Source organism: Mitsuaria sp. CC2, from assembly GCF_048957715.1.
Classification (GTDB): domain Bacteria; phylum Pseudomonadota; class Gammaproteobacteria; order Burkholderiales; family Burkholderiaceae_C; genus Roseateles.
On the sequence record NZ_JARVXN010000015.1, the window covers coordinates 34,458 to 59,844 of the forward strand.

At 65.5% G+C, this 25,387-nt stretch carries 22 protein-coding genes; 5 read left to right on the top strand and 17 right to left on the bottom strand.

The genetic code is table 11. The features are described from left to right. Positions 1 to 4: 4 nt before the first annotated feature. The 8 genes from aroB to PV762_RS10670 all read right to left on the bottom strand — a co-directional run bounded on the left by aroB (position 5) and on the right by PV762_RS10670 (position 9,113). The gene (aroB, locus tag PV762_RS10635) at positions 5 to 1,120 is read right to left on the bottom strand and encodes a 3-dehydroquinate synthase (protein ID WP_421035006.1); all 1,116 of its coding nucleotides are present in this window, start codon (positions 1,118 to 1,120) and stop codon (positions 5 to 7) included. After that, positions 1,101 to 1,706: a shikimate kinase gene (locus PV762_RS10640; RefSeq protein WP_421035007.1), complete on the bottom strand. Its 606-nt coding sequence runs from the start codon at positions 1,704 to 1,706 to the stop codon at positions 1,101 to 1,103. The genes aroB and PV762_RS10640 overlap by 20 nt, the downstream gene beginning before the upstream one ends. A gap of 22 nt (positions 1,707 to 1,728) precedes the next feature. Next, positions 1,729 to 3,798 carry a hypothetical protein gene (locus PV762_RS10645; protein ID WP_421035008.1) on the bottom strand — a complete coding sequence of 690 codons (2,070 nt, stop codon included), beginning with the start codon at positions 3,796 to 3,798 and terminating at the stop codon, positions 1,729 to 1,731. Positions 3,799 to 3,883: 85 nt separating this feature from the next. Beyond that, positions 3,884 to 6,049 carry a type IV pilus secretin PilQ gene (gene pilQ, locus PV762_RS10650; RefSeq protein WP_421035009.1) on the bottom strand — a complete coding sequence of 722 codons (2,166 nt, stop codon included), beginning with the start codon at positions 6,047 to 6,049 and terminating at the stop codon, positions 3,884 to 3,886. Between the two features lie 62 nt (positions 6,050 to 6,111). Further along, the gene (locus PV762_RS10655; RefSeq protein WP_421035227.1) at positions 6,112 to 6,660 is read right to left on the bottom strand and encodes a pilus assembly protein PilP; all 549 of its coding nucleotides are present in this window, start codon (positions 6,658 to 6,660) and stop codon (positions 6,112 to 6,114) included. A 41-nt stretch (positions 6,661 to 6,701) separates the two neighbouring features. Continuing rightward, entirely contained in the window at positions 6,702 to 7,409 is a 708-nt protein-coding gene (locus tag PV762_RS10660; RefSeq protein WP_421035010.1) for a type 4a pilus biogenesis protein PilO, read from the bottom strand. A 7-nt stretch (positions 7,410 to 7,416) separates the two neighbouring features. Beyond that, positions 7,417 to 8,037 (bottom strand): PilN domain-containing protein, encoded by a 621-nt coding sequence (locus PV762_RS10665; protein WP_421035011.1) that lies wholly within the window; start codon positions 8,035 to 8,037, stop codon positions 7,417 to 7,419. Continuing rightward, the gene (locus PV762_RS10670) at positions 8,034 to 9,113 is read right to left on the bottom strand and encodes a pilus assembly protein PilM (RefSeq protein WP_421035228.1); all 1,080 of its coding nucleotides are present in this window, start codon (positions 9,111 to 9,113) and stop codon (positions 8,034 to 8,036) included. The genes PV762_RS10665 and PV762_RS10670 overlap by 4 nt, the downstream gene beginning before the upstream one ends. Before the next feature lie 444 nt (positions 9,114 to 9,557). Between PV762_RS10670 and PV762_RS10675 the strand changes: the two genes are divergently transcribed. Continuing rightward, entirely contained in the window at positions 9,558 to 12,002 is a 2,445-nt protein-coding gene (locus tag PV762_RS10675; RefSeq protein ID WP_421035012.1) for a penicillin-binding protein 1A, read from the top strand. 57 nt (positions 12,003 to 12,059) lie between these two features. Here the strand turns inward: PV762_RS10675 and cyaY are convergent, their stop codons facing one another. Further along, entirely contained in the window at positions 12,060 to 12,407 is a 348-nt protein-coding gene (gene cyaY / locus PV762_RS10680) for an iron donor protein CyaY (protein ID WP_421035013.1), read from the bottom strand. Between the two features lie 43 nt (positions 12,408 to 12,450). On the opposite strand from cyaY, the gene lptM reads away from it, so the two are divergent. Further along, positions 12,451 to 12,669 (top strand): LPS translocon maturation chaperone LptM, encoded by a 219-nt coding sequence (gene lptM, locus PV762_RS10685; protein WP_421035014.1) that lies wholly within the window; start codon positions 12,451 to 12,453, stop codon positions 12,667 to 12,669. Positions 12,670 to 12,723: 54 nt separating this feature from the next. Here lptM and PV762_RS10690 read toward each other — a convergent pair whose 3' ends face one another. From PV762_RS10690 to PV762_RS10720, 7 genes are all read right to left on the bottom strand, one after another. After that, positions 12,724 to 13,791 carry an ABC transporter ATP-binding protein gene (locus PV762_RS10690; RefSeq protein WP_421035015.1) on the bottom strand — a complete coding sequence of 356 codons (1,068 nt, stop codon included), beginning with the start codon at positions 13,789 to 13,791 and terminating at the stop codon, positions 12,724 to 12,726. Beyond that, entirely contained in the window at positions 13,788 to 14,789 is a 1,002-nt protein-coding gene (locus PV762_RS10695; RefSeq protein WP_421035016.1) for an ABC transporter ATP-binding protein, read from the bottom strand. The genes PV762_RS10690 and PV762_RS10695 overlap by 4 nt, the downstream gene beginning before the upstream one ends. 15 nt (positions 14,790 to 14,804) lie before the next feature. Beyond that, positions 14,805 to 15,767 (bottom strand): ABC transporter permease, encoded by a 963-nt coding sequence (locus PV762_RS10700; protein WP_421035017.1) that lies wholly within the window; start codon positions 15,765 to 15,767, stop codon positions 14,805 to 14,807. A gap of 71 nt (positions 15,768 to 15,838) precedes the next feature. Next, entirely contained in the window at positions 15,839 to 17,059 is a 1,221-nt protein-coding gene (locus PV762_RS10705) for a M20 aminoacylase family protein (protein ID WP_421035018.1), read from the bottom strand. Position 17,060: 1 nt separating this feature from the next. Continuing rightward, positions 17,061 to 18,038: an ABC transporter permease gene (locus tag PV762_RS10710; RefSeq protein WP_421035019.1), complete on the bottom strand. Its 978-nt coding sequence runs from the start codon at positions 18,036 to 18,038 to the stop codon at positions 17,061 to 17,063. Positions 18,039 to 18,287: 249 nt separating this feature from the next. After that, positions 18,288 to 19,349 (bottom strand): porin, encoded by a 1,062-nt coding sequence (locus PV762_RS10715; protein ID WP_421035020.1) that lies wholly within the window; start codon positions 19,347 to 19,349, stop codon positions 18,288 to 18,290. Between the two features lie 304 nt (positions 19,350 to 19,653). After that, complete coding sequence (locus PV762_RS10720; RefSeq protein WP_421035021.1) at positions 19,654 to 20,670, bottom strand: porin; 1,017 nt, start codon at positions 20,668 to 20,670, stop codon at positions 19,654 to 19,656. A 271-nt stretch (positions 20,671 to 20,941) separates the two neighbouring features. Here PV762_RS10720 and coq7 point away from each other — a divergent pair, with 271 nt between their 5' ends. Then, entirely contained in the window at positions 20,942 to 21,601 is a 660-nt protein-coding gene (coq7, locus tag PV762_RS10725; protein WP_421035022.1) for a 2-polyprenyl-3-methyl-6-methoxy-1,4-benzoquinone monooxygenase, read from the top strand. Between the two features lie 38 nt (positions 21,602 to 21,639). Here the strand turns inward: coq7 and PV762_RS10730 are convergent, their stop codons facing one another. Beyond that, entirely contained in the window at positions 21,640 to 22,062 is a 423-nt protein-coding gene (locus PV762_RS10730) for an OsmC family protein (protein ID WP_421035023.1), read from the bottom strand. A 481-nt stretch (positions 22,063 to 22,543) separates the two neighbouring features. Between PV762_RS10730 and ilvA the strand changes: the two genes are divergently transcribed. Continuing rightward, positions 22,544 to 24,130 carry a threonine ammonia-lyase, biosynthetic gene (gene ilvA / locus PV762_RS10735; protein WP_421035024.1) on the top strand — a complete coding sequence of 529 codons (1,587 nt, stop codon included), beginning with the start codon at positions 22,544 to 22,546 and terminating at the stop codon, positions 24,128 to 24,130. 123 nt (positions 24,131 to 24,253) lie between these two features. After that, positions 24,254 to 25,372 (top strand): nicotinate-nucleotide--dimethylbenzimidazole phosphoribosyltransferase, encoded by a 1,119-nt coding sequence (locus PV762_RS10740; RefSeq protein WP_421035025.1) that lies wholly within the window; start codon positions 24,254 to 24,256, stop codon positions 25,370 to 25,372. Positions 25,373 to 25,387: the final 15 nt, after the last annotated feature.

A 25,387-nucleotide genomic window follows, 5' to 3' on the forward strand; every position in this document is an offset into this window, starting at 1 on the left:
GCTTTCAGTGGGATCCGGGCCCGGTGTGCGCGGAGATCACCTCGGCCACCAGCGCATCGGGAGCCCCCCGCATGCCCGCCTTGCCAAGGCCCTCGATGACAACGAACCGGATCTCGCCGCCTTCGTTCTTCTTGTCGACTCGCATGAGTTCGAGCCATCGATCCATCGCCATGGCAGGCGCCTGGATCGGCAAGCGCGCCCGCTCGATCAGTCGCGACATCCGGCCGACAAAGGACGGCGGCATCAGTCCCAGCCGCACTGACAGCTCGGAAGCCAGGACCATGCCGCAGCCCACGCCCTCGCCGTGCAGCCAGGCACCGTAGCCGAAGCCCGTCTCGATCGCATGGCCGAAGGTATGGCCGAAGTTCAGGATGGCCCGCAGCCCTGCTTCGCGTTCGTCCTGCCCGACGACCCAGGCCTTGATCTCGCAACTGCGCTTGACCGCGTAAGCCAGCGCTGACTTGTCCCGCGCCAACATCGCGTCGAGGTTGTTCTCGATCCACTCAAGGAAGGTCGTGTCGGCGATCGGTCCGTACTTGATGATCTCGGCAAGACCCGCGGAGAGTTCGCGCTCGGGCAAGGTATCGAGCGTGTCGAGATCGGCGATGACACGGGCTGGCTGATAGAACGCGCCAACCATGTTCTTCCCGCGCGGATGATTGATGGCTGTCTTGCCGCCGACCGACGAGTCGACCTGCGCCAGCAAGGTCGTCGGCACCTGCACGAACGGCACGCCGCGCATGTAGATCGCCGCGGCGAAACCGGTGAGGTCGCCGATCACGCCGCCCCCCAACGCGAACAGCACGGTCTTGCGATCGGCCGCGCCGGCGAGGAGCTGGTCGATGACGACGTCGAGAGACGCCCAGTTCTTGTGTTGCTCGCCGTCCGGCAGGACCACGGTCTCAGTCCGCGCGTAATGGGGCGCCAGCTGACGCTTCAGTCGATCCAGGTAGATCGGCGCCACCACGTCGTTGGTGACGATCAATGCTGCGGAAGCCCGCGGCAATCCTGACCATGACGACGGTGCGTCGAGGAGGCCGGGGCCGATCAGGATGTCGTAGCGCCGGTCGCCGAGGTCGATGGCGACGGTGGACGAGGAGTCAGGAGCCGGTGCGGTCATTCCTGGAAGTGTACGGGGCCTCGCTGGCCCCCACGGTGGCCGCGACCCGCGCCGGATCGATCAGTCCCGCCAGCTCCAGCTGCATCAGGATCATGTTCGACAAGCCATGCACCGAGGGGCGGCTGGACTCGAGCACGAAATGCGCGCAGCGCCGGTACAGCGGATCACGCTGTCCATACAGCTCGCGCAGCTTCGCCAGTGGATTGGCCACCTGCAGCAGCGGACGTTGCGTGTCGTGCCTCAATCGCCGGAAGAGTTCTTCAGGCGACGAGCGAAGGTACACGACTGTCGAATCCGTCTTGAGGCGATCGCGGTTGATCTCGCGGAGGACGGCACCGCCGCCAGTCGCGAGCACCAACTCGCGGCCAGCCCGCGCTCCTTCGAGCAGGCGCGCGATGACGCGCGATTCGAGATCCCGAAACGACGCTTCGCCCTCACGGGCGAAGTAGTCCTTGATCGTCTCGCCGCCGAGATCCTTTTCGATCTCGGCGTCGGAATCGACGAAGGCGATGTCCAGCTGCCGGGCCAGCATGCGCCCGACGGTGGACTTTCCACCGCCCGGCATGCCAACCAGGCTCAGGATCACTGGCACTGTGTCGTCGGCACGCTCAGTTCGGCGAGGTGCAGTAGGAACCAACGGTGTCGGTGGACAACCGCACTTTGCCGTACGGACTGTTCTGGAACGACGGCGACGTCGTCAGCGTCGAAAAGTCCGCCGACTGTGCGGTCAACCGGTCAGCGAAGGTTGCAGGCGGACTCACCACACCAGTCGCCGAGGCGGTAATGACGTAATCAACCCATGTGGCCAGACTCTTGGCGTACTCGATCTTGATGACCAACTGGCCCGACGCGTCAGTTTTGGTAGCGGCGCTTTCATAGGAGATCTGCACGTCCGACTTACGCGGTTCGAGCACCCCGTTCCCGTTGCGATCCTCGCCGGCATCGAGGATGCCGTCGTTGTCATCGTCCTCGTTCAAGCAGGCGGCCTGCCCATTGACAACATTGGCGTTGCTGATGGTGTTCAGGTAGTAGAAGGGAACCCACGCATCGGCGCCCGCAGCATCGGTGCCTACAGCGTAGGCGCCCTTGTAGTAGCGCTTCAGGTCAACCAAAGGCTGGATGTCCACACCGGCAGCGGGGCGGCCAGCGGCATCCACCACCAGCACGACGAAACGCTTGATGTAGGTCAGCTTCGTCGCCCCTTCCTGCAGCGTCGAATCGGTGCCGATGCTGATCGCCAACGGACTCGCCACCACGGTCAACGCGGCGGTCATGGCGTTCGGGCAAGTACCCACGGCGAAATCGGTGTAATCCCAGCAGGCACGGATCGTCAGACCGTTCGTGGCGCTGGCCGTAGTACCCGGGTAGTAGCTCGAGGTCGCATTGCCGGAAGCATCGCTATACACCAGCGAGGTGCCCGAGCTGATCGTCCCGCCCACCGCGATAGACGCTGCACCGAACGGTTCGAAACGCACGCGGATGTTCTGCAGCGGCGCGTTGTTCGACGCCTGGAACAGGGTGCGCAACTCGACGCGATTGGACGTGGAGCCCGCTGCGTTGACGGCGATGACCTGCGGATTAGCGGAGAACGTGGTGCCCGCCGCCGGCGTGGTGACCGGCGGGATGACGGTGCCCGCGGACGACACGATCACCGAGGTGACCGTGGTCACACCACCGCCGACAGCGGTGATGTTGTAGGCGCCCGGCGCGGTCGGCGCGGTGTAGGTGTAGGTGTAGGCACCGCTGTTATCGGTGGTCCCCGTGGCCGCAGTCTGTCCCGGTGCCGTGACCGTGATGGTCTGACCGCTGATCGCGTTGTCGTTAGTGTCCGCCAGGCGGAACTGGACGGTGTTGCCCGTGGAACCCGCCGTCGGGGCGGAAGGCACGGCCGAGGCCGTCAGCTTCGCACCGCTGACCTGGAAGCTGGCCGTCTTCGTGAGCGTGCCGCTCTTCGCGGTGACGGTCACGACCCGGTTCGACTTGTCGGTTCCGATCCGCACGTTGGCGATCGAGGTGCCGGCAGCGCCGGTGTTGGCGTTGACAACGCTCACCGTGGCACCATTGTTGACCGAGAAGGCGACGGGCACGTTGCTCATCACGTTGCGGTTGGCGTCCACGGCCGTGGCGGTTGCCACGACGGTGTCCGTGCCGGAATTCGACACGGTGTACTTGTCGAGCGCCAGCGACAGTTCGGCCGGTTCGGTCGACGGCACGGTCGTCTGGACCACGTTGAACGTGGCGCTCTTCGTGACGGAACCACCTGCGACGTTCACGGTGACCGTGCGCAGCGAATGGTCGGCGCCCAGCGAGATCGTCGCTGTGCCCGTGCCGGTGCTGTCCGTCGTCAGGGTCGAGGCCGACGCGAAGACCGAGTTGTTGGGATCGGTGACACCGACCCGCAGGGTGGCGCCCGTGATGCCGCCACGATTGGCATCCAATGCGGTGGCCGTCAGGGTCAGTGTCTCGGTGCCGTCGTTGGCCATCGTGGACTTGCTCAGCACAGCCGACACATCGGCCACGGCGACAGTGCCGCCGCCGCCCGTGCCGCCGTTGCCGCCGCCGTTGAGCTGATCGCCAGCGCTACCGCCGCCGCCGCCGCACGCGGCCAGCGTACCGGCCACGAAGGCCCCCAGGACGGCAGCCTTGAGGGCCCGCGCGTACGTTGCAAATGTGGTCATGCCTTGCTACTCCAAACAGGCCGAGCTTTCACTTGCGCGGCCACTCCCGTGATTGATGACTCGTCCGTTCCTGCTCGCGGCAGGATCAGCGCACCGTCGCCGTCGTCGACGTCACCCGGTCGCTCACCACCTTCGGCGTGATGAAGATCAGCAGTTCCGTTTTAGCGGTGCTGCGTGACTTGTTCTTGAAGAGGTTGCCCAGCAGCGGGATATCGCCGAGGTAGGGCACCTTGTTCTCGCTCTCGAGGTCTTCCTGCGTGTAGATGCCGCCGATCACGACGGTGCCGCCGTTCTCGACCAGGACCAGCGTCTGCACATGCTTGTTGTTGATCGCATAGCCTTGAGGAGTCAACGTGCCGCGGCTGTCCTTGTTGACGTCCACCGTCAGGATCACGTTGCCTTCCGGCGTGATCTGCGGCGTGACTTCCAGTTTCAGCACGGCCTTCTTGAAGCTGATAGACGTGGCGCCGCTGGAGGTCGACTGCTGATACGGGATTTCTTCACCCTGCTCGATCAGCGCCTTGGTCTGGTCGGCCGTGACGACGCGCGGGCTGGACACGATCTTGCCGCGTCCGTCCGCTTCCAATGCGGAGATCTCGAGATTCAGGAAACGGTTCGCGGTGGCACTGAACAGCGACAGGGCGAAGTTCGCGGCCGTCGCGCCGCCGAAGGCGTCGCCTGCAACGTTGGCGGGCAGGTTCACGAATTGCGAGTCCGCGTAGTTGTAGGACGCCTGCTGGTTCGTCGCCGAGCCGATCGCCGAGTAATTGCCGCCGACGGTCACATAGTTGCTGCCGCCGACGCTGTAGCCGGGGATGCCGCCCTGCCGACCGCGCAGGTCGCTGGCGCCCAGCTTGACGCCCAGTGCGCGTCCGAACTTGTCGTCGGCCTCGACGATGCGCGCTTCGATCAGCACCTGGCGCACCGGCACGTCGATCTTCGCGATCAGCGCCTGGATCTCCTCCAGCTTGGACGGAATGTCGCTCACGAACAGCTGGTTCGTCCGGGTCTCCCAGATGACGCTGCCGCGAGGCGACAGGATCCGCGACGTCTGGTTGCCACCGCCGCCCTGGTTGTTCTGGCCCGTCAGTCCCTTGGCGACTTCCTCGGCCTTCGTGTAGTTCATCTGGAAGGATTGGGTGCGCAGCGGTTCCAGCTGGGCGACCGCCTGCTTGGCTTCCAGTTCGGCCTTTTCCTTGTTGGCCAGTTCTTCCTTCGGCGCGATCCACAGCACATTGCCGGACTTGCGCATGCCCAGGCCCTTGGCTTGCAGGATGATGTCCAGCGCCTGGTCCCACGGCACGTCCTTCAGGCGCAGCGTCACATTGCCGGTGACGGTGTCGCTCGTCACGACGTTGAAGTTGGTGAAGTCGGCGATGACCTGCAGCAGCGCACGCACATCGATGTTCTGGAAGTTCAGGCTCAGCTTGTCACCGGCATAACCAGGACCTTGCGTCAGCTTGTTCGGGTCGACCTTCTGCGGACGCACTTCCAGCACGAACTGGTTGTCGCTCTGGTAGGCGCTGTGCTCCCAGGCGCCCTTCGGCGTGACGACCAGGCGCACGCGGTCACCCTGCTGGGTCGCCACGATCGACTGGACCGGCGTACCGAAGTCCGTGACGTCCAGCTTGCGGCGGAGGCGTTCCGGCAAGGTGCTGCGCAGGAATTCGACGACCAGCGCCTGTCCTTGCTGCTGGATGTCGACGCCGACCTGGCTGCTCGGCAGGTTCACGACGACCCGACCCGCGCCGTCATTGCCGCGGCGGAAGTCGATGTCCTGCAGGCCTTGCGCGGCAGCGTTCTGACTCGGTGCGAAGTGAAGGGGCTCCGACGCCGCTGACGACGGGGCCGCAGCGGCAGCCGCCGGACCCGACGCGCCATCCAGGAAGATCAGCAGCGAGTTGTCCTGCAACTGCGCGCGGAAAGTGCTGGCCTGGCGCAGGTTCAGCACCACGCGGGAACGATCACCCGCCTGGGCGACGTTCGCCGAGCGCATGTTGCCCGAATTGATCTCGACCGCGTTGCGGCCCAGGCCATTCGACACACCCGGCAGGTCCAGCGCAATGCGCGGCGGCACCTGCACGGCGAAGCCGCGTGGCACTTCGTTCAGCGGTTGCGCCAGCTCGATACGGACGATGTCCGAGCCCGATTGCTGCGTCGCGCTGATCGACTTGATCATGTTCTGCGCCCAGGCCTGGACGGGCAACAGCACCGCCATACCTACCGCGCAGGCCAGGGTTTGCCAGCGCATGGCACGCCCTTGTCGTTCCCTCGTTCGGACGCTCATCGAAGCGTTCTCCACAACAGTGTTCTTCATCGTCCCTGCTCCTGAAGCTGGAGAGTACTGGTGCGTTCAATCCATTCGCCCGCAGCGTCCTGGACGACTTCTCGCAACGTGATTTCGGTTTCGCTGATCTTGGTGATACGGCCGAAGTTCTGGCCCAGGTAGTCACCGACCCGCGCCTGATACAACAGGCTGTCCACCCGTAGCAGCGCATACGGACGGCCATCCCTCGAGACGCTGCCGACCATCGCCATCGTGTCCAGCGGGAAGGCTTCCAGCGGTTCCCGGCGGCGTTTCATCTCTGCAGCCAGCAGTGAACTGGGCTGTGCGGCCTCGCGACGCAATGCGACCGTCAGCTTTTGCGTGCTGAACGGATCAACCACCGCCTGCGCCTCGTAAGGTTGGGGCTGGAAGGTCTTCGGTGGTGTCAGCGGCTTGACGGTCGGACGCGCCTGTGCGCGCTGTTCGTCCATCCATTGCTGAAGCTCTTCCGTGCTGGAGGTGCAACCCGTCAGGAGTGCGCCGGCGACGGCAAGGCCGAGCAGGACGAACGCGCGAACGGGCGCTCGATCCGACATCGCCGTCTCGGGCGACGCCCTGCGGAGGCGAACGATGCGCGTCATTTCTTCTTCTCCACGGCCGCCGCGGCCTTCTTCTGCTCCTCGACCTCGGTCGGATCGAGGTACCGATAGGTCCGGGCCGTGGCGTCCATCGCCAAGGTCGCGTTGGTGTCGGTGCGGGGCGGCGTCCCGGCGCCGGTCGGCACGCCGGGGACGTTGATGTTCAGGTCGTGCAGCGTGACGATCCGGGACAGATTCGACACGTCAGCCGTGAAGGCCCCGATGTCGTGATAGCGGCCCGTCACCCGGATCGCGATCGGTTGTTCGGCGTAGTAGTCGCGCATGACGATGCCGGACGGCCGGAACAGTTCGAACTGCAGGCCACGTCCCAAGCCCGCCTGGTTGATGTCCGACAGCAGCGCATCCATCTCGGCCTTGCCGGGAAGCTGCTTCTCGAGCTGCAGCACGTATTCCTCGACCTGGCTTTTCTGCTTGCGCAGCTCCGGCAGGTTCACGGCCTGCGTCAGCTTGTTGTTGAAGTCTTCCTTCAACGTCGGTTCCTTCTGGACTTCAGCATCGAGGGCCGATTGCTCATCCGAAAGCACGGCGAACCAGCCCAGTCCCACCGTCAGCAGGGCTACCAGGATGAATGTCACATAGCGCGGCGCCGGCGGCCACTGGCCGGGCTCCTGCATGTTCAGATTCTGGAACTGACCGGTGAAGTCCGCGAACCACGCGTTGAGGTCCAGGTTTTTTAGCGTTGCCATGGGGTCCTCACACCTTCTTCGCCGGGGCGTTCGGCGTGGCGCCCGGGCCGCTCGCGGCTCCAGCCACCGGGTCCGGCGTCACGCTCTTGATGCCGACCTTGATGGAGAAGTCGAACAGCCGACGCGGATCACGCGGGTTCACTGCGGCGGACTTGATCTCGACGAGATCAGGAGCCTCGACCCATTCGGCGCGACTCAGGTTGCGCAGCATCTCGGACACGCGCTCGTTGGAGGCCGCGACACCGGAGATCACCACGACCTTGCCGGTCTGACGCATCGACTGGAGGAAGACGCCTTCCGGCGTGAACTTGGCCAGCTCGTTGAGCAGGTGCACCGGCGTGTTGCGGTCGCTCTGCAGGTTCTCGACCGCACGTTGGCGGGCGCGCAACGCGTCGATCTCCGCCCGCAGCGTGGCAATGTCCTTGATCTGGATGTCGAGCTTGGTGATCTCGGCTTTCAGGAAGTCATTGCGCGCGGCTTGCGCGGCGGTCAACTGCTGCAGCAGCAGATAGATGAAGGCCGCGATCAGCAGGCCGACGACGAAGGACATTCCCAGCCCGACGAAGAACGCGGCCTTGCGGCGCTTGCGTTTCTCCTCGCGGTGCGGGAGCAGGTTGATCAGAATCACTGAAAGAACCTCCGCATGGCGAGGCCGCACGCTGTGAGATACGCCGGCGCTTCACGGCGCAGCTTGGATTCGCGCACGGCAGAACCGAGCACCATGTTCTCGAACGGGTTGACCACCATGCAGGCGAAACCGGTCAACTCCGTCACCCGCTCCTTGAGACCGGGCAGGGTAGCCGTGCCGCCGGCCAGCATCACGTAGTGAACCTTGTGATGCGGCGTGCTGGTGAAGAAGTACTGCAGCGCACGGCCGATCTCCTGGGACAACGAGTCGACGAAGGGATTCAGCACCTGGCTGTCGTAATCGTCCGGCAGTTCGCCGCTGAGCTTTTTCAACTCCGCTTCCTCGAACGAGAAACCGTACTGTCGCGAAATCAGCTGGGTCAACTGCGAACCACCGAAGGCCTGATCGCGGTCGTAGAGCATCTCGTCGTCACGCAGGACCTTCAGCGACGTGGTGTCGGCACCGATCTCGAACAGCGCGACCAGCGCATCCTTGCCTTCGTTCGGCAGCGTCTCGACCAGGCGGCCAACCGCCATCCGGGAGGCGTGGGACTCGATGTCCAGCACCACCGGCCTCAGGCCGGCAGCCTCTGCCAACGCCTGGCGATCCTGCACGCGATCCTTGCGGGAAGCGGCGATCAGCACCTCGACGTCGCCGACCGAAGTCGGGCTCGGACCGATGACGCAGAAATCCAGCGACACCTCGTCCAGCGAGAAAGGGATGTACTGGTTGGCTTCCGCCTCGACCTGCAACTCGAGCTCTTCCTCGCGGAGGCCGGCCGGCAGCATGATCTTCTTCGTGATCACGGAGCTCTGAGGCATCGCGAGCGACGCCTGACGGGTTCGGCTGCCACTGCGCGTGACCACCCGGCGGACTGCGTCCGCGACCTCGTCGAATTTCTCGATCTGGCCGTCGGTAATCCAGCCTTTTTCGAATGGTTCGGTGGCGAAACGTTCAAGCACGTATTCGCCATTCGAGTTTTGACTCAATTCCACAAGCTTGACGCTGGACGACGAGATGTCCAGGCCAATCATGGGTGGATGCGCACGTCCGCGCAGTAGGTCCAACAGCCCCATGATGCGTTCCCCCAACGCGCCGCTCATGCGCCGGTTTGTTAATAAGTTACTTGAATGCTATCAGCAAAGCCTTTGTCGCCCCAAGGCAAAGCGGTCACAGCAAGTAACGCAGCGTTGCGTAACATACACGCCACCGACGAGTGGTAAAGCGCCGAGAAATGGCCCATTTACTCCCCGTTTCGAGCGGTTTTGCACAGATTCCCACTTTGCCGAATCCCCCGCCGGAACACCTTCAAGAGGGGTGATCCGGGTGTGGAAGAAAAGGCAGCCGCGCAGTGTCCGCGAAAGTTCCCTCAGCACTTGTAACAGTCAAGCGGGCACGGATCGGACCGGCGAGGCCCCACAGGGGGGCCGTTCCTATAATCGTCGCTCGCGGCCCGCATCGTCACCCGTAGAGGCCCTGATAGGGCGCGGCCAGGCACGCAAGAATGCACACTCCGGCCCATGCCCTCGAAGAATTCTCCTGACAACGAACCTTCCTTCGACGCCCCGTCCGATCCGGGCAAGGGCAGCGCTTCCAGGAAAGACAAGAACGACACCCCCCGCAATAAGAAGTCCAAGACCGACGCCAAGCCGCGCCGGCCCTGGTTCGTGCGACTCATCGGCTGGTGCTTCGGGCTGGCGCTTGCTGGCATCGGCGCCGTCGTGCTGCTGGTCGGCATGGCGCTGGCGATCGCCTACCCTCAACTGCCCGACATCAGCGGCCTGACCGACTATCGGCCCAAGCTGCCGCTGCGCGTCATGTCCAGCGAGGGACAGTTGCTGGCCGAGTACGGCGAAGAGCGGCGCAGCTATTCCGACATCCGCGAGATCCCCAAGCTGATGCAGGACGCGATCCTGGCCATCGAGGACGCGCGCTTCTACCAGCACGGCGGCGTGGACTACCTGGGCGTGATCCGGGCAGGTCTGGCCAATGTCAGCGAGTCCAAGAGCCAGGGCGCCTCGACCATCACGATGCAGGTGGCGAGGAACTTCTATCTCTCCACCGAGAAGACGTTCACCCGCAAGATCTACGAGATCCTGCTGGCGCTGAAGATCGAGAGCGCGCTGCCCAAGGAGAAGATCCTCGAGATCTACATGAACCAGATCTTCCTGGGGCACCGTGCCTATGGCTTCGCGGCCGCCAGCGAGGTCTACTTCGGCAAGCCGCTGAAGGACCTGTCGGTCGCGGAAGCAGCCATGCTCGCCGGGTTGCCGAAAGCACCATCTGCTTACAACCCCATCAACAATCCGCGTCGCGCAGTGTTGCGTCAGCAATACATCATCGACCGGATGCTGGAAATGGGCTTCATCACGCCCGAGCAGCACGCCCAGGCCAAGGCCGAGAAACTGCGCATCCGGCCGCCCCAGGAAGCCGCCAGCCATGCGGAATATGTCGCGGAGCTGGCCCGGCAGCTCATCTTCAGCCAGTACGGCGACGAGGCCTACACGCGCGGCCTGAATGTCTATCTGACGCTGCACGCCGACGAGCAGGAGCGCGCCTACCGCGCGCTGCGGCGCGGCATCATGGATTACGAACGCCGCCAGGTGTACCGGGGCCCCGAGGCCTATGTGGATCTGCCAGCCGACCCGAAGGAACTCGACACCCGCGTCGCCGAGGCGCTGTCCGACCACCCGGCCAACGACGAACTGCTGCCCGCCGTCGTGCTGGAGTCCAGCCCGAAGCAGGTCGTGGCGGCCTTGCAGAGCGGCGAGTCGGTGACCATCACCGGCGAGGGACTCAAGCCGGCGACCTCCGGGCTGTCCGAAAAGGGCAACCCGAAGACGCGCATCCGACGCGGCGCGGTGATCCGCGTGATCAAGCTGACCCGGAACAACAAGGACGAGTGGACGATCACCCAGCTCCCCGAGGTCGAAGGCGCGATGGTGGCGCTCAGCCCGAAGGACGGCAGCGTGCGCGCGCTGGTGGGCGGCTTCGATTACAACAAGAACAAGTTCAACCACGTCACCCAGGCTTGGCGGCAGCCCGGCTCCAGCTTCAAGCCGTTCATCTACTCGGCGGCCCTGGAGAAGGGATTCAACGGCGCCACCATCGTCAATGACGGGCCGCTCTTCTTCGACGCGACGACCACCGGCAGCCAGCCGTGGGAACCCAAGAACTATGACGGCCAGTTCGACGGCCCGATGCCGCTGCGACGCGCGCTCGCCAAGTCCAAGAACATGGTGTCGATCCGGGTACTGCAGTCGGTCGGCGTGAAATACGCGCAGGATTGGATCACCCGCTTCGGTTTCGACGCCGACAAGCATCCGGCCTACCTGACCATGGCGCTGGGCGCGGGCTCGGTGACACCGATGCAGATGGCGCAGGCGTACTCCGTCTTCGCGAACGGCGGCTACCGGATCGCGCCGCAACTGGTTCAGCGCATCACGGACCATGCGGGTCGCGTGCTGTACCAGCAGCAGCCCAAGCAGTTCGAAGACTCGCAGAGGGCCATCGAACCGCGCAACGCGTATCTGATGGACAGTCTGCTGCAGGAGGTGGCGCGCAGCGGCACGGCTGCCAGGACGCAGGCCACGCTCAAACGTCCGGACATCTACGGCAAGACCGGCACGACCAACGACTCGATGGATGCCTGGTTCGCAGGCTTCCAGCCGGAGCTGGTGTCGGTGGTGTGGATCGGCTACGACCAGCCGCGCAAGCTGGGCGACCGCGAGACCGGCGGTGGACTGGCCCTGCCCGTCTGGATCGAGTTCATGCAGTACGCGCTCCGGAACACGCCGGTGCAGGAGATCCAGCCTCCCGAAGGCGTCGTCAACTTCAACGGCGAGTGGTACTACGACGAATTCGCCGGCAACAATGGCGTGAAGACGCTCGGCACCGAGGAGCAGGTGCCGGCCTCGGGTTCCGAGGAGGAGAAGAAGAGCATCCTGGATCTCTTCAAGCGTTGAACGACACCCCCAACACAAAGGCGCCCCGCGGGGCGCCTTTTTCATGAGGCCTCGACTTCAGACCTGGGTGAAACTCAACGGCTGTCCGGCGTGGTGAGACGCCTCCTCGGACAGTCGATCGAAGAAGGGGATGCCGTCCTTGGTGTCGATCCACTGGCCGTCCACGAACTTGAAGTGATACCCGCCGCGGCGCGATGCGAGCCACAGCTCATGCAGCGGCGGCTGCGTGTTCACGACGATCTTGCTGCGATCCTGGAACTCCAGCTCCAGCAGGCCGCCGGTGCGATGCTGGTCGATGTCGACCACATCGTCATCGAGCCAGGTGTCGATGTCGGATTCAATGCTGGCCAGCACGGCGTCGGTGCGGGCGTCGTAATCGGCATCGGTCAGTGGCGTGGGCATCATGGGCAGTCGGGAGCGGGCTCGCGAGGGACTAGACTGCGAGCCCATGAAGAACGTGAAGACGCGAAGTGTAGGCCTTGCCTCCACGCCGACCCGCCGCCGCGCCGCCAAGGCCATGACAACCCTGATGTTGTGCGCGGCCGCGCTCGCGCTCAGCGCCTGCGGCCAGAAGCGACCGCTGCAATTGCCTCAGGCAAAGCATCCGGCGCCGTCTTCGGCGACGACTGCCTCCCCGCCAGCCTCGGCAGCCAGCGCCGCGGACTGACGCCGCGAGATCCGCGAGATCCGCGAGCCCCGCAAGGTCCGCTGAAAGGGGATCTCAGATCCGCCCCTCCTCCACCGCGTGGCAAGCCACGCGGACGCCCTGGAACGGCAGCAGCTGCGGCCGCTCCGTGCTGCAGCGCGTGTTCGCGTGCGGGCAGCGAGGGTGGAAGCTGCAGCCGCTCGGGGGATTCAGCGGATTGGGCACCTCCCCCTGCACCGGCGTGCGCGAGCGCCCCGTCATGTGGATGTCGGGAATCGCATCGAGCAGCATCCTCGTGTACGGATGCCGCGGCGTCGCGAACAGCGCGCGCTTGTCCGCCTGTTCCACCAGCCGGCCCAGATACATCACGCCCACCTGATCGGCCACGTGCCGCACCACCGCGAGGTTGTGCGAGATGAACAGATAGGTCAGGCCCTGCTTGCGCTGCAGGTCCTTCATGATGTTCAGCACCTGCGCCTGCACCGAGACATCGAGCGCCGATGTCGGCTCGTCGCAGACGAGGAACTCCGGCTCCGTCGCCAGCGCGCGGGCGATCGAGATGCGCTGACGCTGGCCGCCGGAGAACTGATGAGGAAACTTCTCCGCGTCCGCCGGCGCCAGCCCCACCGAGTTCAGCAGCTCCCCCACGCGTTGCTTCAGCGCCTGCGCGTCACGCACCAGGCCATGCTCGCGCAAGGGTTCGGCGACGATGTCCTGCACCTTCCAGCGCGGGTTCAGGCTCGCATACGGATCCTGGAAGATCATCTGCATCCGGCGTCGCAAGGCCAGCGCCGCCGGCCCCTTCAGCGTCGTCGCGATATCGGCATCGTCGAATCGCACCTCGCCGTGCGTCGGTGCGTACAGACCGACCAGCAGACGGGCCACGGTGCTCTTGCCGCAGCCCGACTCCCCGACCAGCGCCAGCGTCTTTCCCTTCTCGATCGAGAAGCTGACGCCGTCCACGGCATGGACGAACTGCCGGGACTTGCGCTCGATCACGCGGTTCAGCCATGGCGCCGACACGTCGAAGGTCTTCGCCAGGTCGCGGACCTCGACCAGCGCCGCGCCAGGCCGAACCTGCGCCGCATCGCCGGTCGCGACCGCCGGTCCCGCCGCGCGTGGCGTCCCGTTCACGACCGTCATGCGACACCTCCCTGCACGACGGCGGCGTTCGCGGCATGCAACCAGCACGCCGCCTGGGTCGCGGGCGCCTTCATCAACTCGGGGCGCTGCTCGTGGCAGCGATCGAATGCCCGCGGGCAACGCGGATGGAAAGCGCAACCCGTCGGGATCGACGTGAGCCGCGGCATCGCGCCGTCGATCTGCACCAGCCGCTCTCGGTCCTCGTCCATCGCGGGGATGGATCCCATCAATCCCGAGGTGTACGGATGACCGGGGCGATGGATCACCTCCTGGACCGGTCCGATCTCCGCCACGCGCCCGGCATACATCACCGCGACACGGTCGCAGGTCTCCGCGATCACGCCCATGTCGTGCGTGACCAGCATGACTGCGGCGCCTTGCTCCCGGCACACGCGCTTGAGCAAGGCGATGATCTGCGCCTGGATCGACACGTCCAGCGCCGTCGTCGGCTCGTCCGCGACGATGAGCTTCGGATCGGCCGCGAGCGCGAGCGCGATCACCACGCGCTGTCGCATGCCGCCGGAGAACTGGTGCGGGTACTGGTCCACGCGCGCCTCGGGCGCCGGGATGCCGGTGGCCGCGAGCAGCTCGATCGCGCGGGCGCGCGCCTGCTTCGCGCTCAGGCCAAGATGCGTCGTGATCGTCTCGACCAGTTGCCGCCCCACCGTGTACAGCGGATTGAGCGAGGTCAGCGGATCCTGGAAGATCGCGCCGATCTGCCGGCCGCGCACACGGCGCATCTGATCGGCAGGCAGGTTGTCGATGCGTCGGCCTTCAAGCAGGATCTCGCCGCCGGCGATGCGGCCCGGCGGCTCGAGCAGGCCGATGATCGCGGCGCCGGTCAGCGACTTGCCGGCGCCGGATTCGCCGACGACGCCGAGCACTTCACCCGGTGCGATGTCGAAGGACACGTCGTCCAGCGCGAGCAGCGTGCCGCGCCGGGTCGGGAACTCCACGCGCAGATGGCGGACTTGCAAAAGAGGTGCGGGGGCGGTCATGGGCTGTCCATCCAATCAGCGCAGACGGGGATTGAGCGCATCGCGCAACCAATCGCCGAGCATGTTCACCGACACCGTGATCAGTACCAGCATCGTGCTGGGCCAGATGGTGATCCACCATTCCCCGGAGAACAGGAAGTCGTTGCCGATGCGGATCAGGGTGCCCAGCGAGGGACTGGTCGGCGGGACGCCGACGCCCAGGAAGGACAGGGTGGCCTCGGTCAGGATCGCCGACGCGACCTGCAGCGTCGCCAGCACCAGCACGGGGCCGGTGACGTTGGGCAGCACATGGCGCCACATGATCGCCATGGGCTGGACACCGATCACGCGCGCGGCCTGCACGTATTCCTTGTTGCGCTCGACCATCGTCGAGCCGCGCACCGTGCGCGCGTACTGCACCCAGCCTGTCAGCGAGATCGCCAGGATCAGCACCGCGAAGGCGAGCGACTCGTGCGCGTCCTTGAAGACGACGCGCCCCACGCCGTCGATCAGCAGCGCGATCAGGATCGACGGAAAGGACAGCATCACGTCGCAGATGCGCATGATGAACGCGTCCACCTTGCCGCCGACGAAGCCGGACAGCAATCCCAGGCCGACGCCGATGATCATCGACAGGATCACCGAGGCCACGCCCACCAGCAGCGAGATGCGAGCGCCGTACATGATCGCGGACAGGAGATCGCGTCCCTGGTCGTCGGTGCCGAGCAGGTACTTGGCCGAGCCGCCCTCGATCCAGGCCGGCGGCAGCCGGGAGTCCATCAGCTCCAGCGCGGAGAGATCGAACGGATCGTGCGGCGCGATCCAGTTCGCGAACAGCGCGCAGACCAGGCAGCAGAGCGCGACGAAAGCCGCGACCATCGCGAACGGCGATCGGGTGAACGAGTGCCAGACATCGCCGTCGAAGAAGCGCTTGAGCGCATTCGGCGGACGCGGAGCCGGCGCGCCGGAGGCCGGCGGAGGAGGAAGGGAGGCGGTCATGCGGGGATCGCGGAGGCGGGGAATGGCGGGCTTTGGCGGGCTGTCGTAGCGATGGGGCGGGACGGACCCGCTCAATGCGGCGCGAGTGGGAGTCCCTGCTCGACAAGGGCCGCGAACAGCGCGGACCCGAGCGGCAGGATCTCGTCATTGAAGTCGTAGCGCGGCTGATGCAGGCCGCAGGGACCGCCCTGCCCCAGTCGGAGATAGGCGCCGGGCCGCGCCTGCAACATGAAGGCGAAGTCCTCGGAGCCCATGCTGGGCACGAGCTTGTCGTCGACGTTCTCGGCGCCGACCAGCGATTGCGCGACGCGCACGGCGAAATCCGCTTCGCGCGCACTGTTGACCGTCGCCGGATAGAGGCGCTGGTAGTCGACCTTGGCGCTCGCGCCGAAGCCCAGCGCGACCGATTCGACCAGTCGCGTCATCCGCTCCTCGAGCAGTTGCTGCACTTCGGGCTTGAAGCTGCGGACGGTGCCGGTCAGCTGTGCGGCCTCGGGGATCACGCTGAAGGCGCTGGGTTCACCGGCGTGCATCGAGCAGAGGCTGACGACCGCCTGCTCGATCGGCGCGATGTTGCGCGACACCAGGCTCTGCACCGCGGTGATCACATGGCCGGCGATCAATACCGGATCGACGCTCAGGTGGGGGTGCGCGCCGTGGCCGCCGCGTCCCTGGATCGTGATGTTCACGCGGTCCGCCGCGGCCATCATCGCGCCTCGGTTCAAGCCGATCTTGCCCGGCGGCAGGTGCGGCCAGTTGTGCATCGCGTAGATGGACTCCACCGGGAAGCGCTCGAACAGGCCGTCGGCGATCATCTCGCGCGCACCGCCGTATCCCTCTTCGCCAGGCTGGAACACCAGCACCGCCGTGCCCGCGAAGCGTCTCGTCTGCGCCAGGTAGCGGGCCGTGCCCACCAGCATCGCGCAATGGCCGTCATGGCCGCACGCATGCATCAGCCCGGGCGTCGACGACCGCCAGGCGAAGTCGTTCTGTTCGCGCAGCGGCAGCGCGTCCATGTCTGCGCGCAGCCCGAAAAGCCTGGGCGGCGTGCCCGGCGTCGTCTGTCCATGGATGGTCGCGACGATCCCGGTACGGCCCAGGCCCTGGTGGATCTCGTCGACACCGCAAGCCTTCAGCGCCTGCACGATGCGCGCGGCGGTGCGGTGCTCCTCGAAACCGAGTTCCGGCATCGTGTGCAGCTCACGTCGCAAGGCGACGAGTTCACCGCGCGCCTCGAAGAGGCGCTGGTAGGTGCCCGCCGCGCTGGCGGTCAAATGCTCTGGGACGTTCATGTCAGTGCGCGCCGCCGCTCACGCGCAAGCGCGGATCGACGGCGAAGTACAGCAGGTCGACGACCAGGTTGATCACGACGAAGATCAGCGAGATCAGGCAGAGGTAGGCCGCCATCACCGGAATATCGGCGAACTGGACCGCCTGGATGAACAGCAACCCCATGCCGGGCCATTGAAACACGGTCTCCGTGATGATCGCAAAGGCAATCAGCGATCCCAACTGCAAGCCGGTGATCGTGATGACCGGCACCAGCGTGTTCTTCAGCGCGTGTCCGAAGTAGATCGTCCGGTCGCTCAGACCCCGCGCGCGCGCGAACTTGATGTAGTCGGCGCGCAGCACCTCCAGCATCTCGGCCCGCACGATGCGCATGATCAGCGTCAGCTGGAACACCGCCAGCGTGACGCCCGGCAGCAGCAGGTGACGCAGGCCGTCGCCGGTGAGCAGACCGGTGCTCCACGCGCCGAGCATCACGACCTCGCCCCGGCCGTAGCTCGGCAGCCAGGCCAGTTGGACCGCGAAGACGAGGATCAGCAGGATCCCGATGAGGAACGTCGGCAGCGCGACGCCCAGCAGCGACAGCGTCATCAGCAGCTGCGAGCCGAAGCTCCCCCGTCTCAGCGCTGCGTAGACCCCCAACGGGATACCGAACACCAGCGCGATGACGGCCGCCGTCGCCGACAACTCGAGCGTCGCCGGCAAGCGCTCGGCGATCAGCGCGGACACCTTGCGTCCCTGTTTCAGGCTGACACCGAATTCGCCTTGCGCGGCGTTGCCGGCGAAATGCGCGAACTGCACCATGAAGCTCTGATCGAGTCCCAGGTCCTTGCGCAGCTGCTCGCGCTGTTCGGGCGTGGCGTCCTGGCCGAGCAGGTTGTTGACCGGGTCGCCGACGTACTGGAACAGCATGAAGGCGATGAAGGCCACCGTCAGCATGACGACGAGGGCCTGCGCCAGACGGCGAAGAATGAAAACCAGCATGGACGGGGGCCTCCGGCATGGGCTCGGGCGATGCGGCTTGTGACCGGCCCTGGCACGACCTGACCCCGGAGGCGGGACGCTTCAGAAGGAAGCATCATCAAGGAGCGTACGCCCACCGGCAAGTGGGTAAGCCCTTGACGCGGCATGAACGCGACGTCGCTCGAACCGATGCGCGCCCACGAAAAAACCGCCCGGAGGCGGTTTGACGGAAGGCCGGCGCGCGCGGCACGCCGCGCGCGATGGCACGGATCAGAAGCGGTGGCGGATACCGACGATCGATCCGCCGCGCTTTTCGGCGTTGTTGGCGAAGCGGACCGCGCCTTCGTGCTTGGTGTAATCCAGCTCGAGGTAGGCGTCCGTGCGCTTGGAGAAGGCGTAGTCGGCGACGAAGGCGACGTAGTGTCCCTTGCTCTTGGTGTTGGCCAGTGCCGCAGAGTAGTGCGTCTGCGTGGCGTACCAGTAGTGGGCGCCCAGATTCAGCTGCGGGGTCAGTTGGTAGGCTGCGCCGACCGAAATCATGTCCCGCTTCTTCACGTCGTTCGCAGCCGCATTCAGCACGTTGCCCAGCAGGCCGGACGTGTAGGCCGCACCCAGCAGACCGCCGCGGTCGAACTTGTTGGTCGCCCAGGACAGGTTGATGTACCACGGGCCGCTCGTGTATGCGCCGCCTGCGGTGTAGCCCTTGACCTTCTTGCCGAGCGTGTCCTCGACCTGCAGGAAAGCACCGCCGAAGGCGATCGGGCCCTGGTTGTAGCGCAGCAGACCGCCGAAGGACTTGTTCTGCGAGTTGCCTTCACCGGCGGAGACCTGGACCTCGCCACGGATGGGGCCCTTCTCGAACAGGTACTTGACCATGTTGTCCTGGCGGGCGCCCATCGAGAGGCCGATTTCAGGCTTGTACGCCTCGATGTAGGGCGAGTACTTGAACGACGCGTAGGTCGACGTGTAGATGTCGAACAGGATGTTGTACTGGCGGCCCAGCGTGAGGCGACCGAAGTCGGCGGACTGGATGCCAACCCAGGACTGGCGCCAGAAGTCGGCCGCTGCCACGGTGCCTGTGTCCGAGTTCAGGCGGTGCTCCAGGTTGGCGATGGCCTTCAGGCCGCCACCCATGTCCTCGGTCACGTTCACGCCGAGCCGGCTCTGGGACATGCCGCCAGGGATGACTTGCTTCTCCGAGCTTCCGGCGTTCGCGTTGCTGGTCCAGCGCAGACCCACGTCCACGATGCCGTAGAGCTGCACGCTCGACTGTGCCCAGGCGGCGCTGGTGCTCGCTGCCAGGATGCTCAGCGCCAAGGCGGCTTTTTTCATGTGATGTCTCCTATTTGTTTGGTGTGGTCGCCGGAATCGATTCTCAGCGAAGCCCCCAGACGGAGACGCTTTGTGTTGCACATCGCCCACGCGAGCAAACCCTGTCAAGTTTGTGACGCCACGACAGAGGGAAAACCCGCGATCACTGTCTACAAAATCCACAACAGTGCGTTGCGGCGACAGTGCTTGATCGACACGCGCAAGACCTGGCACCTGCGCGACACCACCCGTACGGGCAAACGTTGAGACGAAAAAAAGCCGCCCCGAGGGGCGGCTTTCGTAGCGCAGTGCGCTGATCCGGGGATCAGAAGCTGTGCTTGACGCCGACGTCCAGGCCGCCCGACTTGCCACCGCGAGCGGCAGCAACGGCGTTGTTCTGAACGCGGAAGTTCGCGTTGTCGTTGTCGATGATCGACGCGGTCGTGTACAGCGCGGTGCGCTTCGACAGGTTGTGCTGGTAGCCGATCGAGAAAGCTTGCGCGTCGCCGCGGGAAGCCACGACAGCGTCAGCAGCACCGTTGGTCTCAGCCTTGGTGTACTGGGCGGTCACCGAGCCGGCAGCCGTCACCGGGACCACGGCGCCAACGGTGAAGAGGTTCTGCTTGCGCGAACCGAACTTCAGCTGGCTGAACAGACCTTGCACCTTCACGACCTTGAAGTCGTAGCTGGCGCCCAGCGACAGCTGCTTGAACTTCGAGCCCAGCGAGTCGGTCGACTGGTAGCCACCGGCGACGTTGAAGTCGGCGATCTTGTAGCCCAGACGGCCACCGAACGACTTCTTGCCGTCGGTGCCTTCACCAGCGGCCACGTCGAACGAGCCGTACACGCCGCCCAGGTCGGCCGGCAGGAAGTACTGAACCAGGTTGTCCGAACGGTTGATCGTGTCGATGTTCGAACCCAGCAGGCTGTACGTGCGGGTGACGTCGCCCAGACCGGTGGTCGAGTAGACATCGAAGTCATCGACGACCAGGCGGGTCGAGGTCTTGCCACGGCCCAGACGGACTTCACCGAAGTCGCCCATCAGGCTCACGGAAGCGCGACGGCCCCAGAAACGGGAAGCGTCAGCGGTGCCGGTGTCGGCAGCCAGGGCGCCTTCCAGCCAGAAGCCAGCCTTCAGGCCGCCACCCAGGTCTTCGACGCCACGGACGCCGATGCGGCTGGAGGAGCTGCCGTCGTTCGTCAGTTGCTTCGTGTCGTTGCCATTGGCCTTCGTGTAACGGGCGGCCACGTCGATCACGCCGAACAGCGTCACGGACGATTGAGCGGCAGCGGCACCAGCGAAACCAGCCAGCACTGCCAGCGCGACGAGAGATTTCTTCATTAGAGACTCCTAGATCTTCAATGAGGTTGCGGTTGGTAGATCACCCGCAAACCAAGCTCCTGCAATGAAGCTGTGGTGTATTGCAACAGGTCCCATCACGCCTGACCAGCAGCCACCCCGTAAAAGTCCTGATTTCGTTGGATCGAAGCAACGCGTATGGGATTAAAAAATTGTGTCATCACGCATTCGCACAAAGGATCGACCTGGGTCGGCGAACCGCTTGACGCCCCGCTTCTAAACTGCGGAGCCATGCCCACGGCGAGCATTCAAGATGGAATTTCGGCCTCAGCGCCCAGCGCGCATACTTTCCAGAACGGACGCGTGGATATCCACGCTGGACCACGGCTTGAAGACGCTGGCGGGGGTGGCGCCCATGGCGCGACCTGCGCCTGAGGCACCAACGCCGGATGCCCCGCTGGACGAATCGCAACGGAAACTGGCGGCGTCGCTGATGCGGGTCAACCATGTCGGCGAGGTCTGCGCGCAGGCACTCTACCGCGCCCAGGCCTTGACCACACGCGATGACGCCCTCCGGCAGCACCTCGAACACGCCGCCCAGGAGGAGATCGACCATCTCGCGTGGTGCGCCGATCGGCTGCGCGCGCTCAACGACCGCCCTAGCCTGCTCAATCCCCTCTGGTACGGCGGCGCCTTCGCGATCGGATCGATCGCCGGGCTGATCGGCGACAAGGTCAGCCTGGGTTTCGTCATCGAGACCGAGCGCCAGGTGGAGGCCCATCTGGCCAGCCACCTGACGCGTCTGCCAGAAGGCGACCGCAGTTCCAGGGCCGTCGTGGCGCAGATGAAGGAAGAAGAAGCCCGCCACGCCGAGGAGGCGAGGGAACTGGGTGGCGTCGAGCTGCCTGCACCGGTTCGCGGGCTGATGCGACTCGCTGCCAAGGTCATGACGCGCACCGCCCACCATCTCTAGCAGCTCAGCAGGCCCCGCCCTCCCGCCGGCGAAGCGGATCAGCCTTCGACGATCTCCACCGACGTCGTGATTTCGGCGGTCTTCGCCAGCATGATGCTGGCGGAACAATACTTCTCATGGGAGAGCTGCACCGCGCGCTCGACCGTGGCCTGCGGCAGGTTCTTTCCTGTCACGACGAAGTGCATGTGGATCTTCGTGAAGACCTTGGGATCGACCTCCGCGCGGTCGGCGCTCAGCTTGACCTGGCAGCCGCGGACATCGTGCCGGCCGCGCTTGAGGATGAGCACCACGTCATAGGCCGTGCAGCCGCCGGTGCCGGCCAGCACCGTCTCCATCGGACGCGGCGCCAGATTGCGCCCGCCGCCGTCCGGCGCGCCGTCCATGGCGATCATGTGGCCGCTGCCGGTCTCAGCGATGAAGCTCATGCCCTCGGCGCCCATCCAGTTGATCGTGCATTCCATCGTCGTTCCTTCGTTCCATGAGCCGTTCGAGCCACTCGGCGGCGATCTGACCCCATTTATCAGGCGACCGCTCGTCATGGCCACCTGCTCTGGCGGTGATTTTGCGCATTTAGAGGCCCGACTCCAGGGCCGGAGACCTCAAAAAATATTGCAGCGCAACATGCATCCCCCCTAGAATTCTAGGCATGCGATAGCGCTGTCCCAACTGTGGGGGCAGCCCTCGCACCGATTGTCTCCTCCACCGCCTCCATGGTGGATTCAGCCCGAGGCCACAAGCCTCGGGCTTTTTTTCGTCCCGACTCCGCCTCCACTTCCGCCCGTCAGGCGCCATGCCGGGCCAGCAAGGCTGGCTCCTCCAATGGCGAAAGCGCACCAGCGCGCAGCCGTCCACGCTCCGCCGCGCCCCGGGCAAACCCTGGCTATCATCGTCCGCCCGACTCCCGCCGCGTCCCGCGCGGGAAAGGGAACTGGAGGGATTTCCATGGCCGGCACCCGCCGCGCATCGCGCAAGACCACCTCGAGGCGCCCGTCGTCTCAACACCCGGCCTTACTCCCGGCGGATCAGAGTTATCTGCAACGGATTCTTAACGCCAAGGTGTATGAGGTGGCGCAGGAAACTCCTCTCGACGCCGCCCGCAATCTCTCCAAGCGCATCGGCAACAAGGTCTGGCTGAAACGCGAAGATCAGCAGCCGGTATTCAGCTTCAAATTGCGGGGCGCCTATAACAAGATGGCAAATCTCGCGCCCGAGCAATTGGCGCGCGGCGTGATTTGCGCGTCGGCGGGTAATCACGCGCAAGGGGTGGCGCTGTCGGCGAAGAAACTCGGCTGCCGCGCCGTCATCGTGATGCCGGTGACCACGCCCAAGGTCAAGATCGACGCCGTCCAGGCCCTGGGCGGCGAGGTCGTCCTTTCTGGCGAATCCTTCACCGACGCCTACGGCCATGCGCTGGAGCTGGAGCAGCAGCACGGGCTGAGCTTCGTCCACCCGTTCGACGATCCCGACGTCATCGCCGGCCAGGGAACGATCGCGATGGAGGTCCTTCGCCAGCATCCCGGTCCCATCGACGCCATCTTCGTCGCGATCGGCGGCGGCGGCCTGATCTCCGGCGTGGCGGCCTACATCAAGGCGGTGCGGCCGGAGATCAAGGTCATCGGCGTCCAGACCAAGGATTCGGACGCCATGGTGCGTTCGGTGCGCGCCGGCAAGCGGGTGACGCTGAGCGACGTGGGCCTGTTTTCGGACGGCACCGCGGTCAAGCTGGTGGGCGAGGAGACCTTCCGCATCTGCCGCGAACTTGTCGACGATTACCTCCTCGTCGACACGGACGCCGTCTGCGCCGCGATCAAGGACGTCTTCGTCGACACGCGCAGCATCCTGGAGCCCGCCGGCGGCCTGGGCGTCGCGGCGATCAAGCAGTACGCGGCGCAACACGGGACCAGGGGCGAAACCTACGTCGCCATCACCTGCGGCGCGAACATGAACTTCGACCGGCTGCGTTTCGTCGCCGAGCGGGCCGAGGTCGGTGAGGAGCGCGAGGCGCTGTTCGCCGTCACCATCCCCGAGGAACGTGGCAGCTTCCGGCGCTTCTGCGAGTTGGTCCAGGGACGCAGCGTCACCGAGTTCAACTACCGCATCTCCGACCGCCAAGTGGCGCACGTCTTCGTGGGCGTCTCCATCACAAAGCGCGAGGAGGCCGACAAGCTGGTCCGCAGCTTCGAGCGGCACCGCTTCGCCACCGTCGATCTCACTGACGACGAACTGGCCAAGCAGCACGTCCGCCACATGGTGGGCGGCCGCACCGAGCTCGCGGAGAACGAGCGCCTGTTCCGCTTCATCTTCCCGGAGCGGCCCGGCGCCTTGATGCGTTTCCTTTCCAGCATGAGCCCGGACTGGAACATCAGCCTGTTCCACTACCGCAACCAGGGCGCGGACTACGGTCGCATCCTCGTCGGACTGCAGGTGCCCAAGGGCGACGGCAAGGCGTTCAAGACCTTCCTCGACCAGTTGAACTATCCGTACACCGAGGAAACCGACAACCCCGTGTACCGCCTGTTCCTGCGTTGAGCGCCCACCCGTCCGTTACGGATTGACACCAACAGCCTGCCCCTGGGACAAGGGGCAGACCTCGGGCGTCGGGGGCAATTGCCGATGGCCCGACTTCGGCGCGGCCCGAGAATGGCGGTCCCCATGTCCATTCATCAGTCCCTCATCTCCCCGACCGCCAATCCGGAGCTGGAACGCGCCCTGCGCCAGCGTCTGGAGCGCCGCTGCTCGCTGGCCGGCCGGCTAGGGGAACTGGAGCCGCTCGCGGTGCGGCTGGGCCTGATCCAGGCGACACAGACGCCGAAGTTCCGCGACCCGACCCTGGTGCTGTTCGCGGCCGACCACGGCCTGGCCGTGGACGGCATCGCATTGCCCAACGGTCGCAGCACGCGCGAGCAGGCCCTGCTCGCCCTGCAGCATCGGTTGCCCTCGACCGTGTTCGCGCGCAACCAGGGCATGCACGTCACGGTCGTCGACTGCGGCATCGCGGAACCGCTCAGTCCGCAGCAACGCCTGCTCGCGCGCAAGATCGCGCATGGCACCCGCAACTCGCGGGCCGGCGCGGCGATGACGGTCGAACAGGCACATGCCGGAGTGCGCGTCGGCATGGAGATCTCTGACAACCTCGCGGGCAACGTGATCGCCTGCGCGGGCCTCGGCCAGGGATCGCTGGAGGCCTCGGCCCTGGTCCTCTCCCGACTGATGGACATGCCGGTGCAGGACTTCATCATTTCCGGCCCCGACATGCCGCATGAGGACCTGTCCCACCTCATGCTGGTGCTGCAAGGGGCGCAGCAGCGGCACCGCGACGTCCGGGAACCGATGGCGGTCCTGGCGGCCTTCGGCGGTTTCGAGCTGGCGGTCATGGTCGGCGCCATGCTGGTGGCCGCGTCCAAGCGTCAATTGATCCTGGTGGACGGCATTCCCGCATGCGCGGCACTGAAGGTGGCGTCGATGATCGCGCCGCCGGTCACCGACTACGCGGTGTTCTGCCGCAGCACCACCCATCGCGGCCTCGACGAAGCCCTGCAGCTCTTCCACGCCGCGGCGCTGCTGGAACTCGGCATGGCATGCGGGGACGGCACCGGCGCGACGCTGGCGTGGCCGCTGGTGCGTTGCGCGGCGGCGTTGCTGACGGAAGTCCAGGACCTGCCCGACGGCACCATCCACAGCCGCCCCTCCGACCTCCGCGACACGGCGACCAGCGGTCCGGGCGCATTGCACACGGGACCGGGTCGGTCCACGCTGGGAAGCAAGTACTGACCCCATGCGCGGCCA